The organism is Flavobacterium luteolum, assembly GCF_027111275.1.
GTDB lineage: Bacteria > Bacteroidota > Bacteroidia > Flavobacteriales > Flavobacteriaceae > Flavobacterium > Flavobacterium luteolum.
In genome coordinates, this window is the sequence record NZ_CP114286.1 from 1,376,651 (window position 1) to 1,394,091 (window position 17,441).

General features: G+C 29.8%; 16 protein-coding genes. All 16 read right to left on the reverse strand.

Going from position 1 to position 17,441, the window contains the following annotated elements:
• Nucleotides 1-149: 149 nt before the first annotated feature.
• Nucleotides 150-1,001 (reverse strand): glycosyltransferase family 2 protein, encoded by an 852-nt coding sequence (locus OZP10_RS05750; protein WP_281633877.1) that lies wholly within the window; start codon nucleotides 999-1,001, stop codon nucleotides 150-152.
• Nucleotides 998-1,960: a glycosyltransferase family 2 protein gene (locus OZP10_RS05755; RefSeq protein ID WP_281633878.1), complete on the reverse strand. Its 963-nt coding sequence runs from the start codon at nucleotides 1,958-1,960 to the stop codon at nucleotides 998-1,000. Before OZP10_RS05755 ends, OZP10_RS05750 begins: the two co-directional genes overlap by 4 nt.
• A 638-nt stretch (nucleotides 1,961-2,598) precedes the next feature.
• The gene (locus OZP10_RS05760) at nucleotides 2,599-3,438 is read right to left on the reverse strand and encodes a glycosyltransferase (protein WP_281633879.1); all 840 of its coding nucleotides are present in this window, start codon (nucleotides 3,436-3,438) and stop codon (nucleotides 2,599-2,601) included.
• Nucleotides 3,435-4,418, reverse strand: a complete 984-nt coding sequence (locus OZP10_RS05765; RefSeq protein WP_281633880.1) for a glycosyltransferase family 2 protein — start codon at nucleotides 4,416-4,418, stop codon at nucleotides 3,435-3,437. Before OZP10_RS05765 ends, OZP10_RS05760 begins: the two co-directional genes overlap by 4 nt.
• A complete protein-coding gene (locus tag OZP10_RS05770) occupies nucleotides 4,419-5,252 on the reverse strand; it encodes a class I SAM-dependent methyltransferase (RefSeq protein ID WP_281633881.1) in 834 nt (277 codons plus the stop codon). It lies immediately after the preceding gene.
• A gap of 13 nt (nucleotides 5,253-5,265) precedes the next feature.
• On the reverse strand, nucleotides 5,266-6,555 hold the full coding sequence (locus tag OZP10_RS05775) for an ABC transporter ATP-binding protein (RefSeq protein ID WP_281633882.1): 1,290 nt from the start codon (nucleotides 6,553-6,555) through the stop codon (nucleotides 5,266-5,268).
• Nucleotides 6,556-7,419, reverse strand: a complete 864-nt coding sequence (locus OZP10_RS05780; RefSeq protein ID WP_281633883.1) for an ABC transporter permease — start codon at nucleotides 7,417-7,419, stop codon at nucleotides 6,556-6,558.
• 128 nt (nucleotides 7,420-7,547) lie between these two features.
• Nucleotides 7,548-9,515 (reverse strand): polysaccharide biosynthesis protein, encoded by a 1,968-nt coding sequence (locus tag OZP10_RS05785; protein WP_281633884.1) that lies wholly within the window; start codon nucleotides 9,513-9,515, stop codon nucleotides 7,548-7,550.
• 84 nt (nucleotides 9,516-9,599) lie between these two features.
• Nucleotides 9,600-10,484, reverse strand: a complete 885-nt coding sequence (rfbA, locus tag OZP10_RS05790; RefSeq protein ID WP_281633885.1) for a glucose-1-phosphate thymidylyltransferase RfbA — start codon at nucleotides 10,482-10,484, stop codon at nucleotides 9,600-9,602.
• Between the two features lie 80 nt (nucleotides 10,485-10,564).
• Nucleotides 10,565-11,410, reverse strand: a complete 846-nt coding sequence (gene rfbD, locus OZP10_RS05795) for a dTDP-4-dehydrorhamnose reductase (protein WP_281633886.1) — start codon at nucleotides 11,408-11,410, stop codon at nucleotides 10,565-10,567.
• Nucleotides 11,410-11,958: a dTDP-4-dehydrorhamnose 3,5-epimerase gene (gene rfbC, locus OZP10_RS05800; protein WP_281633887.1), complete on the reverse strand. Its 549-nt coding sequence runs from the start codon at nucleotides 11,956-11,958 to the stop codon at nucleotides 11,410-11,412. The genes rfbD and rfbC overlap by 1 nt, the downstream gene beginning before the upstream one ends.
• A gap of 19 nt (nucleotides 11,959-11,977) precedes the next feature.
• Entirely contained in the window at nucleotides 11,978-13,120 is a 1,143-nt protein-coding gene (locus tag OZP10_RS05805) for a DegT/DnrJ/EryC1/StrS family aminotransferase (RefSeq protein WP_281633888.1), read from the reverse strand.
• On the reverse strand, nucleotides 13,113-13,733 hold the full coding sequence (locus OZP10_RS05810) for an acetyltransferase (RefSeq protein ID WP_281633889.1): 621 nt from the start codon (nucleotides 13,731-13,733) through the stop codon (nucleotides 13,113-13,115). Before OZP10_RS05810 ends, OZP10_RS05805 begins: the two co-directional genes overlap by 8 nt.
• On the reverse strand, nucleotides 13,720-14,325 hold the full coding sequence (locus tag OZP10_RS05815) for a sugar transferase (RefSeq protein ID WP_281633890.1): 606 nt from the start codon (nucleotides 14,323-14,325) through the stop codon (nucleotides 13,720-13,722). The genes OZP10_RS05810 and OZP10_RS05815 overlap by 14 nt, the downstream gene beginning before the upstream one ends.
• 1 nt (nucleotide 14,326) lies before the next feature.
• Nucleotides 14,327-15,559: a glycosyltransferase family 4 protein gene (locus OZP10_RS05820; protein ID WP_281633891.1), complete on the reverse strand. Its 1,233-nt coding sequence runs from the start codon at nucleotides 15,557-15,559 to the stop codon at nucleotides 14,327-14,329.
• Nucleotides 15,560-17,437 (reverse strand): alginate lyase family protein, encoded by a 1,878-nt coding sequence (locus tag OZP10_RS05825; protein WP_281633892.1) that lies wholly within the window; start codon nucleotides 17,435-17,437, stop codon nucleotides 15,560-15,562.
• Nucleotides 17,438-17,441: the final 4 nt, after the last annotated feature.

Consider the following 17,441-nt stretch of genomic DNA (forward strand, 5'->3'; position numbering starts at 1 on the left):
CTAAAATGATTTTATATCGTTATAAAACTTTCCTATAAATTAGATTTCTTAACGAGTTTCCACCTTAACAATAATCCAAAATTTCAGGGATATTACCACTCTTAAATCTTTTTATTGCAAAGTTTAGTTATGTTACAGCATCAATCTGATCACAAAATCGGCATTTTTGATGCCGCCTTATGAGCTTTCAGTAAAATTCTAATGGTTGATAATTCTCCAGCTAAAAAAAGAAGTTTAATAGCCTGAATAAACTTTACAAAAAATTGTTGTTTGACTACAGTTTTGGAAAAATGTTTTTTTAAAAAATAAAAATATAATGTCTCTTTTTCTAATTTCGTATTTAACAATGTCCATTTATCTCTTTGCCCTCCAACTGAAGCTGACAAATGTTCAACTAAAATTTTAGGCTGAAAATAAATATTTGCCCCCGCTTGCAGTAAGCGCATTCCATAATCCCAATCATCTCCCCAAATTGTAAAATTTTCATCAAATAAAAAACCTGCTTCCTTAAAAATTTCTCTTTTTGCAACATTTAAACCTGAACAGACTTGAAGTCTAAATCGAGGCTTTGAAAAATTACTAGGTTTAGAGATTGTATCTAAAATTGTATGATATTTAAATTCTGTAGTTTCCATTCCCTCAAATTGAATTCCAGGTATTAGAACATCAATAATATTAGGTTTTAATGTTTCAACAATTTGCTCAAATGCAACACTTGAAATTCTTAAATCATCATCTAGAAAAAATAACCATTCCTCTTCTTCATAAAACTTTAAAGCCTGATTTCTGGAATGATTTACTGAATTTTCTCGTGCGTTCTTTACAAAAGTAAATTTATAATTCAGCGGTAATTTATTTACATCTGCCTCGATATCCTGTTGACTTTGATCTACAATGACAACTTGAGAAATATGTTTTTCGAATGCATTTAAGTCAATAAGTAAATTAGACAAATAGGATAGTCTGTCTCTTGTTGGAATAACTAAAAAAAAGTTTTTCATTTATTTAGTAATTTGGCATATATCGCATAAATGCCATTAAAAATCTTAAGTTTTCGCAAGATCAAAATTATACGATATTTTATTAAAAGCAACTGAAAGTTTATTGCAGACCAAAACCCGATTTGTTCAAAATAATAGCTTGTTATTTTTTGATATGCATTAAAAGACGGAATATTTAAAAAAGCAACTTCCAGTTTTTTTAAAATTATTTTCTTTTGAAGTTTTGTAAAAAGTAAAGTATGATCCTTGAACAAAATTTCGCAAAATTCGAAAGTTGCCCAGTTCTTTTGATTGTTAGAACTAGCATCACCTGTTATACTTAAATTTGAAACTCTAATTAATAATTGAGCTTCATTAATTGAATAAATAAAATTTGGAATAGAGAATTCTAAAACCGCCAAATCATCCGAATGCCAAGCCAAAGGCAAATCCTTAAATTTTATACTTTCTATTCTATTTCTTTTAAAAACATATTCACTTAACGAGCTCCTTGTTCTTTTTGAAAATTTTCTGGTCAAAAAGTCCTGTGCTGATTCTAAAACTGGATGCTCATATTTTGGAGAAATAGTCTCTTCTTTTTCATTTATAACTGTCGTCGCAAAACGAACTACATTTATTTCGTTCTTGTTTATATCTCCTAAATTTCTATAAAAAGATGCCACTACATTTTCATCAAGAACATCGTCATCTCCGAGGATCATGATCCAATCTTCATCTTCTACTAAATTTAAACATCTCTCCCATTGTTTTACCAATGAAATTCCACCTAAATTCTGCTCAAAATGATGATATTTAAAACTAAAGTCGCTTTTATATTTTTCTAATAAAAAAATTGGATTTTCTGGACTTGAATCATTTCCTATGTAAACCTTAAATCTTTTATCAATTTGTTTTTTTAAAGATTCTAAAGTCTTCTCAAAAAACTCAAGTTTATAATACGGTATTACTATAGCTATCACTTTTTAACCTTTTTAAGTATCCAATTTCCAAATGAAAGCAAATGTAAATTGATTAGAATTTTTCTAACCTTATTTCCTAATCTATATGACCCAGAATTTTTATATTTCTTTACTTCAATTCCTCTTTCCCTTGACTGCTGATAATATTTCTCAATTAAAAAAATTAAAAATTTCTCAAAATCATTTTCTGTCAATAATGCTTTTAGAATTGGAAAAGAATAAAAGAAATTACTTTTCATATGTACAAAATCTTTGGTCATATTTTTTTCGTGGTATCTGTAATATGCCAAAGGGAGATCTAAAAAAATAACGTCTGGATTATTTTTGAAAATTTTCAACCACATAACCCAATCTTCTTTTGCTCCTAGTTCTGCTGAAAATTTGAAATCTTTAAAAATACTTTTATCAAAAAAACCGCAATGAATTGGTATATTAATGAGTTTAGAGTAAGGATCACCATAAATACAATTAAATAAAAATCAACCTTACTGTTATTTTTTTCTAGTTATCAATAGGTATTGAATGGCATCATTTCCTATGTAAAACTTAAGTCTTTTATCAATTTATTTTTTTCTGTAATTATAAATATCTTTTCAAAAAATATTATTTTATGATATTGGAATAATTGTAACGAAATATCATTTAAAAAAGGATCTAAAAAAGGTAAAATGGAATTTGCTAATTGGATTAATAAGAAATACTTTTTTCCACAAATTAAACCCCTCTCTTTTTTTTTTATATTTCAAAAGTTTTTCAATAAAATTGGTTCCATTACTAAACTCATAATTTTTCAAAGAAACAAAACTAGATTTATTTAAAGGCAAAAAATCACGATAGAATTTATGAATTTGTAAAGTAGATGTGTACCAATCTTCATTTAAATTTCCAATAGAAAAATGCTCTAATAGAATATTTTTTGTTACAACTACCCTATAACCATTTTTTAAATATTCAAATGAAAAATTTAAATCATAATTATGAAAACCTTTTAACTCCCTATTGAACGAAATTGTGTTCTCTTTTTTAGCAGCCATAAAAACTCCATCTATGGCAACAACATCTTCTAAATCACTATATTCAAAACCCTTACACCAATGCTCTTTTTTTCCGTTTTTAAAATATTGCAAAATATTCATGCATTTATCTTCTTCTGGGCAATTCCACCAGGCCGACGGCATTTTTGTTTTACTCTTGGCCCCAGCAACACCTATTAGTCCAATATTTGGATTTTTATTAAAAATTTCGATTAATATACCTCCCCAATCTCTAGTAACAAAATGAATATCGTCATGTAAAAAACAAATTATATTTTTCTTGCTTTTAGCTATACCAATATTGTATGCTTCGAAAATAGAATACTTATGTTCAGAATTATCAATTATAATCAATTCATATTCTATACCAATAGTCTTCTTTAAATTATCCAGTAAACTATCTGGTATTGATTTTGTTCTCGAACAAATAATTATCGAAATCATGAAATGATTTTTTTTAATTTCAGTATTATTTTTTTTCCAATTTTATATCTTCTGAGGAATTCGTCAAATACACTTATGATTACAAGGAATCCTTTCAGCTTGTGATTTTTTTGTATTAATAAAATTCCTTTTTTGCACTTTAAAGATTTTATTATGGCTTTATTATTTGAAATAATTTTCAAACAATTATATATTTTCTTTTGCTTTAAAAGCCTCATTAATTCTGCCCTCATATCAATTTCAATGTCTATGATGCCAATTCTTGATTCCACTTTCCCAGCTGTCGCTATAACACTTTTATCATGATGTCTAAAAGAATTTAGACTTTCATTTATAAATGCTACTTTATTGTTTAATATTATTTTAAAATAGAAAATCCAATCGCCGCAGTATCTAAACCTGTTCTCTGTTTGTAGATATTTATCTAAATCTATACTGTTCTTAAATATTACTGCACTAGCATTTGGAATAACATTTCTGAAAATCAAAAAATTTTCAATAAAATGATTACCTTCAATTACAAAATCTTGAGAAAAAATATCAGTTTGGAAATAATCGGTATGAGTAATCCAATTGCCTGTAATTTCTCCATTTTGATTTACCCTCTGAGATTGACAATAAGACAAAACAATCTCTAAATTTTCCAATAGTGGCTTAATAAGAATTTCTATAAAGCGGGAGTCACAAAAATCATCAGATTCGGCAATCCAAATATACTCACCATTTGCTAATGAAATTCCTTTTCTCCACTGATCAAATGTATTTTTAGTGTTTTTATCATTAAAAACTATGTGAGAAACTCTCGGATTTTTTGATGCTTTAGATAATATTTCACGACTCTCATCGGTACTACAATCGTCTAATAAAATTACTTCAAAATTTTGATACGTTTGATTAAAAATAGAATCTAAACGTTGTTTTAAATAATTTTCATGATTGTAATTTGGAACGATTACAGAAACTAGAGGACAATTTGACATTTAAAGAAACAATCTTTTTATAATTTTCTTTGTAACAAACAACGGATAAACAATAACTTTTCCAACTTTAAAGGTATTGGATGACTTCACTTTTTTAATAAAATCATCATAAATCCTACCATTTATCTCGCAACCATTAAAAAATGAATTTTGCATTTCTGGATAATCTATATCAGAACCGATTACTATATTATAAACGGGAAAATTTAATTCTGATACTATATTTAATTCGCTTCCAGAATAAACCTTATTTGACGAAAACAAATCGGATTTCCATATATAAGAATTTAGATTAAATGAATTTTGAAAAAAATAGTTCGTGAAATTAAAATAACTGTCTATTAAAACTTTAAATTCGTGAAAGTATAATTCTTTTACATGAAAAGGGTTATTTTGTCCTGTTAAATCTGAATAATATTTTTTATCAGGGGAAGACATTAGTAAAATACCATCTTTTTTTAAAACCCTTTTTATCTCCTGTAACATTTCATGATGTTTATCATGATGTTCTATGGTTTCAAAACTAACAACAACATCAATAGAATTAGATTCAATCGGAATTTTATCTGCACTTCCAACTATAAATTTCAAATTGTTTTTACGATATTTTTTACTTGCTTCATTGACTGATTCTACATCAATATCAACACCAAAAACTTCAAGAGCTTTTTTAGATAAAATGTGAGATCCATATCCTTCTCCTGAGGCAATATCCAAGACAACTTTGTTGGTTACAAACTCTTCCGCAATAGCATATCTATGGAGGTGCTCAACGGTAACATTCGAAAATTGATAAAACTCTAACCTTTCTCCAGTAGATTTTTTTTTAGTCATTACTTTTTTTCTTTTAACTTGTCCAAATTAATTCAGGTCTTACCAATCCTGGATAATGTCCTGAATAATTACCTCTTACTGTCTTGTCGCCAAATTCGTCAATTACATTAAACCCAACAATATTCATCTCATGTAACTCAACCAAAAATGGATTATATTTCATTATTGCGAAACTGCAAGAATAATTTCCTTCTGCCAAAAGATTACCAGGAATAACAACTGATTTTTTATGTATTCCTTTTGAATGTGGCATAATTAATGTCTCTGACTCTTTATCGTGTGAACTTAATATGTGAATATTTTCTGCATTGAATAAATTAAATCCGTGAGTAAATAACTTTCCTTCTTTCAAAATTTCATAAGTAAACTCAATAGTTATATCTTCAAAAATATTATGGTTCACTTTAATTTCTTCTTCTTTATTCAGAACTTTTACCTCGATTAATTCTATAAAATCGCCTTTAGGAATATTGCCGTTTGATTTCTCCCAAATACGATGGGCAGTTGAATTCTCATTTTCAAGATACTTTTGCATGCAATTATCAATGCTTCCTTCAAAAACAACTTTTCCATGCTCCAAAACAATTCCTTTTGTACATAAACTTTTCACCGCCGCCATATTATGGCTTACAAAAAGAACTGTTCTTCCCTCACCTTTAGAAATATCTTGCATTTTACCAATAGCCTTTTTCTGAAATTCAGCATCACCAACAGCAAGAACTTCATCAATAACTAAAATTTCTGGTTCAAGAAAAGCGGCAACAGCAAATGCCAAGCGAACTGTCATTCCAGAGCTATATCTTTTTACAGGAGTGTCTATATAACGTTCGCATCCCGAAAATTCAATAATTTCATCTAGTTTTGATGTAATTTCTTTTTTGGTCATTCCTAAAATGGCCCCGTTTAGAAATATATTTTCTCGTCCAGTCATTTCTCCATTAAAGCCTGTCCCTACCTCTAATAATGAAGCAATACGGCCTCGAGATTTTATACTTCCGGTTGTAGGAGCTGTTACTTTCGAAAGTATTTTTAAAAGTGTAGATTTTCCTGCACCATTTTTCCCGATAATACCTAAAACTTCACCTCTTTCAACTTCAAAATTAATGTCTTGCAAGGCCCAAACATAATCTGAAGTTCCTTTTTTTGAACGATCATTTGTGTCCCCAATCTTTAAATATGGATCTTCTTTTCCTCTAATTATATGCCACCATCTATTTAAATCGTGACTTAAAGTTCCTGTGCCAACTTCTCCTAAACGATATTGTTTTGAAATATTTTCGGCTTTTAATATTATATCTTTCATCTATACAGTATCTATAAAGCTTTTCTCTGTTCTATTAAAAACCAATAATCCAACAAAGAAAACAACCAATGTAACTACTGCTGTATATAATAGACCTAAAATTGAAATACTACCAATATTTAAAAGCATATAACGAGAAGTTTCTATTACGTAAGCTAAAGGATTATATTGCACTAGCCAACCAAATTTCGGAAGTTTCTCTTTTATTAATTCCATTGGGTACATTACCGCCGAAACATACATTAATAATTGGACTCCAAATCCGACCAAATTGTTTAGATCTCTATATTTCGTAACCATCGAAGAAATCATCATTCCTAAACCCAGTCCCAAAATTCCCATAAATACTATTAAGACTGGAAAAAATATTAATGATGCGTTTAAGCTTAAATCTGCTCCCTGCCAAAAAAAGAAAATGTAAAAAACAATAAATATGCAAAATTGAATTGCAAATTTAATCAAGTTTGAAATCACTATAGATAGTGGAGTAATGATTCTTGGAAAATATACTTTACCAAATATAGCTGCGTTAGATTTAAATGTATCTGAAGTTCCATTTAAACAAGCTGTAAAATAATTCCAAACCATGATTCCTGCCAAATTAAATAAAAATGGTGGAATTGTCCCAGTCTTAATTCCAGCAACATTATTAAATATAATAGTAAATGTTATCGATGTAAACAAAGGTTGAATCAGATACCAAAGTGGCCCCAAAACCGTTTGCTTATAAACTGTAATTATATCTCTTTTTACAAAAAGCATCAATAAATCTCTATACTGCCAAATTTCTTTAAAATTCAGAGAGAAAAATTTATTCTTGGGTGTTATTTCAAACAGCCAGTCATTTGTGTTTTTAGAATCCATTTAAAAGAACTAAAAAATCTTACCTTAAAATTAACAAGATTTTTAACATTTTAGAATTTGTTTAAAAATGTCAAAAGGTGTTTTAAAAAAACACCTTTTGATTATCTGAATTAATATTTTATTTATTCTTATTTATCTAAAACTTCAAAAGTAGAATTCATACTTTTAAATTCTGGAACAATTTTTTTCATCTTGGCAACGATATCATCATTTTCATAAAAATCAGCGATACCGATTAATTCATCAACATCATTATGAAGAGTTTCATATTCGTCTTGAATTTCTTGAGCAATCATAATCTTATTATGATATGTTGGAAGAGTTTTAGAGGTATCGTTTAACAATTCTTCGTAAAGCTTTTCGCCTGGTCTTAAACCAACAATTTTAATTTTAATTTCTTTATCTGGTATAAAACCAGCCAACTTAATCATTTTTCTGGCTAAATCAATAATTCTAACTGGTTTACCCATGTCAAAAATATAGATTTCACCACCATTCCCCATAGCTCCTGCCTCTAATACAAGTTGGCAAGCCTCCGGAATTGTCATGAAATAACGAATAATATCTTGATGTGTAATAGTTACCGGTCCACCCTCGGCAATTTGCTTGGTAAACAATGGCACAACAGAACCATTTGAACCTAAAACATTTCCAAAACGAGTTGTAATGAATTTTGTCCCCCCCTCAACATTTTCTTGTTGGTTTTTCAAGAATAAGGATTGAACATATTTCTCAGCAATACGTTTACTGGCCCCCATTACATTACTTGGATTAACAGCTTTATCTGTAGAAACCATTACAAATTTCTTTACCTGATATTTACACGCTAAATCAGCTAGGTTTTTGGTTCCTTTAATGTTGGTTTGAATTGCCTGAGCAGGATTTTCTTCCATCAAAGGCACATGTTTATATGCTGCAGCATGGAAAACAACATGTGGATTGTAATTTTTAAAGACTTTTTCTAATGCTTTTTTACTTCTAACATCTGCAATTACAGCTACAATCTTAGTGCTAAAACTCATCGTTTGAGTTTCTAAACACAAATTATGCAATGGTGTCTCAGCATGATCTAGAACTATAACATTTTTTGGGCCAAAATTCAAGACCTGTCTTACAATCTCGCTTCCAATTGAACCAGCAGCTCCAGTAATTAAAATTGTTTTATCTTTTAATTGTTTAGAAATTGATTTACTATCTAGAACTATAGGTTTTCTTTCTAATAGATCTTCAATCTGAATATTCTTTACTTTTTGAGAAATCTCTTTTTGATTTTCCCAATCTGAAATCAAAGGAACCGTATATACTCTATAGTTAAACTCTAAACATTGATCTACAATAATAAGCTGTTCATCTTTTGTCAAGCTTTTATCAGCAATAATCACTCCTTCCGCTGCAACAGATCGCATTAAAGCCGGAAGTTTTTTTCTTAATATTAAAATCGGAAGATCCAGCATACGCTTAGATGCATTCTGATTATTCTTATCTACAAATCCAACAATTTTAAATCGCGAAGGTGTTTCAAATTTTAAAGCATTTGCAACAGAAATTGCATTTGCATCAGTGCCATAAATTACTGTTCTAACAAGTTTCGTCGTCGCTTTTTCAGAAAAATACATTTCAAATGTCTGCTTCACAACTACACGATATAGAAACAGTCCACAAAATGATAAAACTAAATTGATAAAAAGCGCAGTATTTAAAAAAGCTTTATGACCTGTATACAATTCAAAAATTAAATTTATAAATAGAAAGAAAACCAAAACTGACATTTGTGAAAAAAGCAGTTTTATTGCATCTATATAAGAAGAGTGCCTGATAATTCCTGAATAGGTTCTAAAAAGCCAGAAGAAAAATATATTAACTATTATTAAACTTGCTACAAAATAAAAATCATGGGACGTTATGATGTATCCTATTGCAGTTCCGTCAAAAAGCAAATAAGTAAATGAAAAAGAAAAAAACAGAACCATTACATCAATAGCAATGATAATCCACCTAGGCAGATAACTCAAATTATTGATATTTGCCCTAAGATTTCTTGGCGAAAAGGTTTTATACAACAAAGAGGTTATGTTATTTGGTTTTTCTGTATTCAATTTAGCATTTTTTAAGTCAGTAAAATTTGAACTTTATACAAAAATACAAATTAAAGGTTTTAAATAATTACTTAAAGGTACAAATTAAACTTTAACACCTTTTTTCTTTTGTTTTAGAAATTCCAACAAATATGTTCCGTATCCTGATTTAAGTAATGGTTGGGCTATTTGTTCAAGTTGAGCATCATCAATAAAACCTTGTCTCCAAGCAATTTCTTCAATGCATCCAACTTTTAAGCCTTGTCTTTCTTCTAAAACCTGAACAAACTGTCCAGCTTGCATTAAACTATTAAATGTTCCTGTATCCAACCAAGCTGTTCCTCTACTTAAGATACCTACTTTCAATTTTCCTTTTTCAAGATACTCTTTATTTACGTCTGTAATTTCATATTCACCACGGGCACTTGGTTTTATATTTTTAGCAATCTCTACAACTGAATTATCGTAGAAATATAAACCCGGAACAGCATAATTAGATTTTGGTTCTAGAGGTTTCTCTTCAATTGAAATCGCGTTTTTATTTTCATCAAATTCAACCACTCCATATCTTTCAGGATCCGAAACATGATAAGCAAAAACAACTCCACCTTCAGGATCAGCGTTGTCCTTTAGTAATTGTTGCATGTTTGTACCAAAGAAAATATTATCCCCAAGTACTAATGCTACTTTATCATTTCCAATAAATTCTTCACCTATTACAAAAGCTTGAGCCAATCCATTTGGATCTGGTTGCTCAGCATAACTAAATTTACAGCCAATAGTACTTCCATCTCCTAACAATTTCTTAAAATGTGGCAAATCATGTGGAGTAGATATAATTAAAATTTCATTGATTCCAGCCATCATTAAAGTTGATAACGGATAATAAATCATAGGCTTGTCGTAAACTGGCATTAATTGCTTACTTACAGCTAATGTCAATGGATGCAATCTTGTGCCAGAACCTCCAGCTAATATAATTCCTTTCATATATTTAAATTTTAGATTTTAGATTTTAGATTTTTTTTAATTTGAAATCCTATCATACAAATCTTCAAATCATTTTTAATTTAAGCAAACATTTTTTTTAAACTTTCTTTATAATGAGGAACATCTACATTATAAGTTTTTTTTATCTTCCCTTTACTCAACAACGAATAACTTGGCCTTTTTGCAGGCGTCGGATATGCTGATGAAGGAATTCCTCCAACTTTACAATAATAATTTCCAAACTCCTTAATGCTTAATGCAAATTCATACCAACTAATTTCGCCTTCGTTTGAATAATTATAAATCCCACTTTTCCATTTTGAGGATTCGATGATGTCTATCATTACTTTTGCAAGATCGGCAGCATAAGTTGGGGAACCTATCTGGTCATTTACAACATTAATTTCATCTCTTTCCTGCATTAATCGTTGCATCGTTTTTACAAAATTATTCCCAAACTTGCTATATACCCAAGATGTTCTTATAACAATCGATTCAGGGTTTTCTTTTAAACATGCAATTTCTCCGGCTAATTTACTTTCTCCATAAAAATTTATTGGATTTGTTTCTGCATCTTCATCTAAAGCAATTGATGAAGATCCATCAAAAACATAATCTGTTGAAACATGAATTAATTTAGCATTATTTTCTTTTGCATATTTTGCAATTAACTCTACTGCTAAATGGTTTACTGTAAAAACTAAATCTTTTTCTGATTCAGCTTTATCAACTGCTGTATAAGCACCACAATTAAATATAATATTAGGATTAATTTCTTTTATTTGAGATTCAAGCAATTCTAAATTATCTAATGTTACTTGCGTTCTATCTGCAAATATCCAGTCATACTGAGGATAAGAAGAGGATAAAACCGAGAGTTCAGATCCTAATTGTCCTGTTGCACCTGTTACTAGAATTTTTTTCATTAAAATAAGCTATTACAATTTTCAATAAAAGGAAGCACTTGGTCTTTTTCAGAAACAATTGCATTTTTTAAGTCCATTCCCCAATCAATATTTAAAGACGGATCATCAAATTTAATTCCACCCTCAGAAGCCTTGTTATAAAAATAATCGCACTTGTACATAACTGAAGCCGTTTCACTAATAACTGAAAAACCGTGCGCAAATCCTTGTGGAACCAATAACTGTTTTTTATTTTCAGATGACAATAGAATACTGAATGATTTTCCATAAGTAGGAGAATCTTTTCTCAAATCTACTGCAACATCTATAATTTCTCCTTCTAATACACGAACTAGTTTTGTTTGAGCAAAGGGAGGATTTTGATAATGCAACCCTCTTAAAGTTCCTTTTTTCGAAAATGACTGATTGTCTTGAACAAATTCAATACTAATTCCCAAATCTTCAAATTTAGTTTTACTGTAAGATTCAAAAAAATAACCTCTCTCATCTCCAAAAACTGTTGGCTCTATAATTACTAAATCTTTTATAAATGTATTTTCAATTCTCATCCTTAAATCTAAATTTCCTTTATAATGTAAAAAAATTATCTAATACACTTTTAATTCTTACTCGTTCCTCATCTGTTAAATTTGAGCCAGATGGCAAACATAATCCTTTTTCAAATAAATTTTCTGAATTTTTCTCTCCGTAGTAAGAATATTGTTCGAAAATTGGCTGTAAATGCATTGGTTTCCAAAGTGGTCTACTTTCAATATTTTCAGCTTCAAAAGCTAATCTTAAATCTTCTCTTGTTTTCCCCTTAAAGTTATTTGGCTCAATAATGATTGCAGATAACCAATGATTAGAATAATAGTCTTTATTTGGTTCTGTCAAAATAGTAACTCCCTCAATATTCTTAAAATAATCAACATAAAAATCGTGCATTTTTCGTCTTAGATTAATATGTTTATCTAAAACTTCCATCTGACCTCTCCCTATTCCTGCACAAATATTGCTCATTCTATAGTTATAACCAACTTCACTATGTTGATAATGTGGGGCATTATCTCTAGCTTGAGTGGAAAGAAAGACCGCTTTCTCTTTTATTTCTTTTTTATTGCTAACAATTGCACCTCCTCCCGAGGTTGTAATTATTTTATTTCCATTAAATGATAGTACTCCTATGTCTCCAAATGTTCCGCAACTCTTATTTTTATACTTACTTCCCAATGCTTCTGCACTATCCTCCAAAACGGGAACTCCATATTTATTTGCAATTTCATGAATTTTATCTTTTTGGTACGGCATTCCATAAAGATGAACAGCAATAATAGCCTTGGGCTTTTTACCTTTCGAAATTCTATCCTTTATAGCATTTTCTAAAGCAACAGGGCAAAGGTTCCATGTTTCTAATTCACTATCGATAAAAATAGGATTTGCTCCCAAATACAATATTGGATTTGCTGAAGCTGAAAATGTCATACTTTGGCACACAACCTCATCGCCAGGCTTTATTCCAAGTAAAACTAAACCCAAATGTATTGCTGCAGTTCCCGAACTTAAAGCTCCGACATAAACATTTTCTTTAAGATAGTCTTCTAAATCTTTCTCGAAACCGTTAACATTTGGCCCTAGGGGTGCTACCCAGTTTGTATCAAATGCTTCTTGAACATATTTTTGTTCATTCCCCCCCATATGAGGAGATGATAACCATATTTTTGAATTACTCATTTACTTTATTAAATTTTATAATTTTACCAGGATTTCCAACTATAACTGCAAAATCTGGAACATCTTTTAATATGACAGCCCCAGCTCCAATAGATGCCCATTTTCCAATCTTTACTCCTTGAATCACGCAAGCGCCTATTCCTACATGTGTACCTTCTCCTACACTAACATTTCCCGCTAAGGAAGCATTTGGAGAAATATGACAGTAACTCGCTATTTGACAATCGTGTTCAATTATTGAACCTGTGTTTATAATACAGTGTTCTCCTATTTTTGCACTGGAATTTATTATAACTCCAGCCATTACGACTGAGCCGTTTTTAATTTTGGCAGTTTCCGAAATTATTGCACTTTCATGAATCGCAGTGAAAAAGGAAGTTTCTAATTTAGACACAATTTTTTTTCTTATCGCATTATTTCCTATCGAAATAATTACTTCGCTTTCAGAAGATATTTTAGTTTCTGATGCCTTTAAAACTGGAACGTTTAACAAAAAGTCAAATTGAGGATTATCATCGATAATTCCTTCAATTACATTTTTTTTACTCTTTAATATATCAAGAATCACTTTACAATGACCGCTCGCTCCATATAGATATTTAATTGTTTCCATTAAATTTTTCTGTAGTCGCAGACTCAGCCGCGTTGATTCCTTCGCTTTTTATTACTTTCTTAAAAGTTTTGAGAATGACTTTAAGGTCTAAAACAAACGATAAATTTTTAACATACCAGACATCATATTCTAATTTTTGTTTCCAAGAAATAGCATTCCTCCCATTTACCTGAGCCCAACCTGTTATACCTGGCATTACATCATGTCTTTGCTTCTGAAAATCGTTATAGATATTAATGTATTCCGGAAGTAATGGTCTTGGTCCAATTAAGCTCATATCGCCCTTCAAAACGTTCAATAACTGAGGAATCTCATCGAGAGATGTTTTTCTAACAAATGCTCCAATTGGAGTTAAACGAAACTCATCTGCCAGTAAATTCTCTTCGGAATCTTTTTTATCATTCATTGTTTTGAATTTAATAATTTTAAATTCCTTTTCATTTTTACCTGGACGTATCTGAACGAAAAATGGTTTACCCCCATTAACCACAAATAGAAATATTGTAATTGCAATAAAAACTGGAGCGAGAATTAGTAAGCAAATTAATGCAATTGAAAAATCAAGAATTCTTTTGATAAAATTTTTATACATTTTAAATAATCTTCTCAATTAATTTAATATATTTCTTAGCCAAAACTTGTCGGTCAAAATTCAATTTGGCATACTCAAACCCATTATCTCCTTCTCTAGTTAACTGAGAAGGGTTACTTAAATAGTGTCTAATTACTCTTTCATATTCTTCAATGTTCTCAGGCTCCACATATGTTCCTGCATTAGCCATTTCTACCAATTCTTTCGAAACACCATCTATAGCCATAAGTATTGGTGTTTTACATGAAAAGTAATCAAATGTTTTATTGGAATATACGGTTTTAAATGTATCAACTTTTTTTAAAACTGACGCACCCATTTCAGAAGCTAAGATATATTTAAATACTTCTTTTTTAGGAACTGGATCAATAAAACGTACATTTTGTATATTTTGTTCAAGAGCTATTTTTTTTAACCTTTCTTTCTCCATTCCTTGTCCAATTAATAAAAAAAGAACATTGGTGTCTTCAAGAACTTTTCCTGCGTCAATAAGCTGTTCCAAATGGTTCGCAATTCCATGTGCTCCAACGTATGTAATGACAAAATGATTTTCAAGATTATGTTCTTTTCTAAATCTTTCTCTATCAAATGTTTCTTGCAATTCTTCTGAAAGACTGAAATCGGCTGCATTCGGTATCATAATCAGTTTATCTTCTGAAATCTTTTTAGAATCCCTTAAAGTATTATAAAAAGCTGGTGTAAGTACATTTATTAGCTTTGCTTTTTTATAAATAAACTTTTCAAACCAATACGCTATCTTAATAATCAATTTATTAGTTAGTACTCCTGTATCGATGGCTGATTCTGGCCATAAATCTCGGATCTCAAAAACCATAGGAATTCTTTTGATTCTTGAAATTAAATAACCACTTAATCCCACAAATAATGGTGGGGAAGTAACAACAACAACATCAAATTTACCGCTCACTTTAAAAAAACCAGCCCACATGGAAGAGAACATAAATGAAAAATACCCCCATAGTCTTCCTAAAAAACCAGAATTATAGGCCTCTGACACATGAGTTCTATGGACAATTACAGAACCCTGCTGTTTTTTTACAAAATATTTATTTTTATATTCATCACGTTTTGAGTGACCATTGTAATGCATCATTCCTGCAATTACAGTAATGGTATGCCCTTCCTCAATCCACGTTTTTGTCATTTCATTCCATCTCGATCCTCCTGGATCATCATCTTCCAAAAAATATTGATGTAAGAGTAAAATATTCATCTATTGTATCGTAAGTTTTGTGATTATTTCATTTTCAAACGAAAAAGAAATTGCTTTTCCCTGTATGTATTCTCCGTAATATAAAGAATTGAAGGATTTAATATTATTTGATTTTATTTCACAATTATTAATTGTAGCATGAAAACTTATATTATTCTCATCAAAATGCCAAATCTGATTTTTGTGAATTTCCTCTAAATTATCAACTCTATCTTTAATCTCCCAATCTAATTTACCTTTACTTTTTATCAAGGTTCGTGAATGCATTGCTTTAGGATTAAGGTACCTAAACGCGCTAATACTACCTTTAAAAATATAAGCCGATTCTGTCTCTATCAGCTTTGCCTTAACTGCTTGAGACCAATAAAACCAAATAAATCTACTGCCTTTTAACATTTGAGAATTTTCTCGAACAGTTACTGTATTATGTGCTCCAGTACCGGTAAAATACTGTTGCATTTCATTACTTGTGTTATACTTATATGTTCCTGAATCTCTTAAATAATTAATTCCCTTATGCCAAACATCGACATGTAAGTTGTCTGCATGAGCGGGGCGATCTTTGTGCTTGCCACATCTTATTAAAGTAAATGTATCACTATCTCTAATTAAATAATAACCTCCGTAAGGAAAATCAACAATACCCTCTTTTTGTTCTAATTTAATGCCTTGTTCCTCTTTAGAAATATCAGAAACCCAATTAAAATCTTGACAAGCCTCAAAATCATCAAATAGACGAATTCCTTTTAAAATTTGATGTAAAGTATTTAGTTGTGGTCGATAATCTCTATAATCAGATTCTGTTAATGGGAAAAAAAGTGCTCCATCATTATTACCATAGTTGGGCAAATATCCATTCTGATTTTGCAAGCATTGAAACAAAAAATTTAAGGACAATTCGGCTCTGTTATAAACACTATTACTAAACTTCTTTCCATGTTTTTCAGTCATAGACAATCCTAATGAAAGCAATTGAATTAAGACCCTGTGGTAATTCATTGAAAACTGTATAAAAGTGCCATCAGGATAAATTTGATAATTAATCTCCTTTTCAAACCACATTCTTCCCTTTTTTGCCCATTTTTTTGTTTCAGGTATAAATGGGAATAAAAATTCACTTAGTGTTAAAAATAACGTTTCTGTAATAGCGTGATTATTACGAACTGCAATTCTTGAAAAATTTATATGATGGAATACATGATGTAACGAAGCATAAATTACATTTTGAATGTCGCTCCAACGTTTCTCTGTTAATGAATTGCTGTTCTTATAAAAATATAATGCATAACACCAATTAAATATTCTTAACGAAATCTCCTGACTGCATTTCCAATTTGGTCCCTGATTTATAGGATTTTCTTTTATCCAATTTTCAATTTCATCAAAAACAAATGAGGAATTATCCTCATCATTATGATAATCATTACGGATAATTGTTAATAGGTAAGAAAATCTTGATTTTTCCCAAACATACTTTATATCTCCATTTTCTGCACTAAAATCCTGGATTTTTGACCAATGCAATGAATTATTATATTTATAATTTGTTACAGGATTAGTAAGCCAATCATAATTTTTTCCTATTTCGATCCATTCCCTATTAAAAAAAAATAAGGAACCAGATTTTATAAGATTTAATTTTTCTTTAAGTGAAGGTGAAGGACTTTTAAAAAATGTTAATTTTTCTCTTTCTTTTATTACAAAATCTGGCGTATTTAATCGCCACTTCTCTAATGATTGTGAAGATTTATTTTTAAATGAATATGGGTGTCTTTTCTCTAAAACTCCTGCTCTTTTTTCTATCTCATGAAGAATACGGTATGAAGTATACCGTAATCCCATGTTATAAAAAAGCTGAACTCCTAATTTTAATTTCATTTTA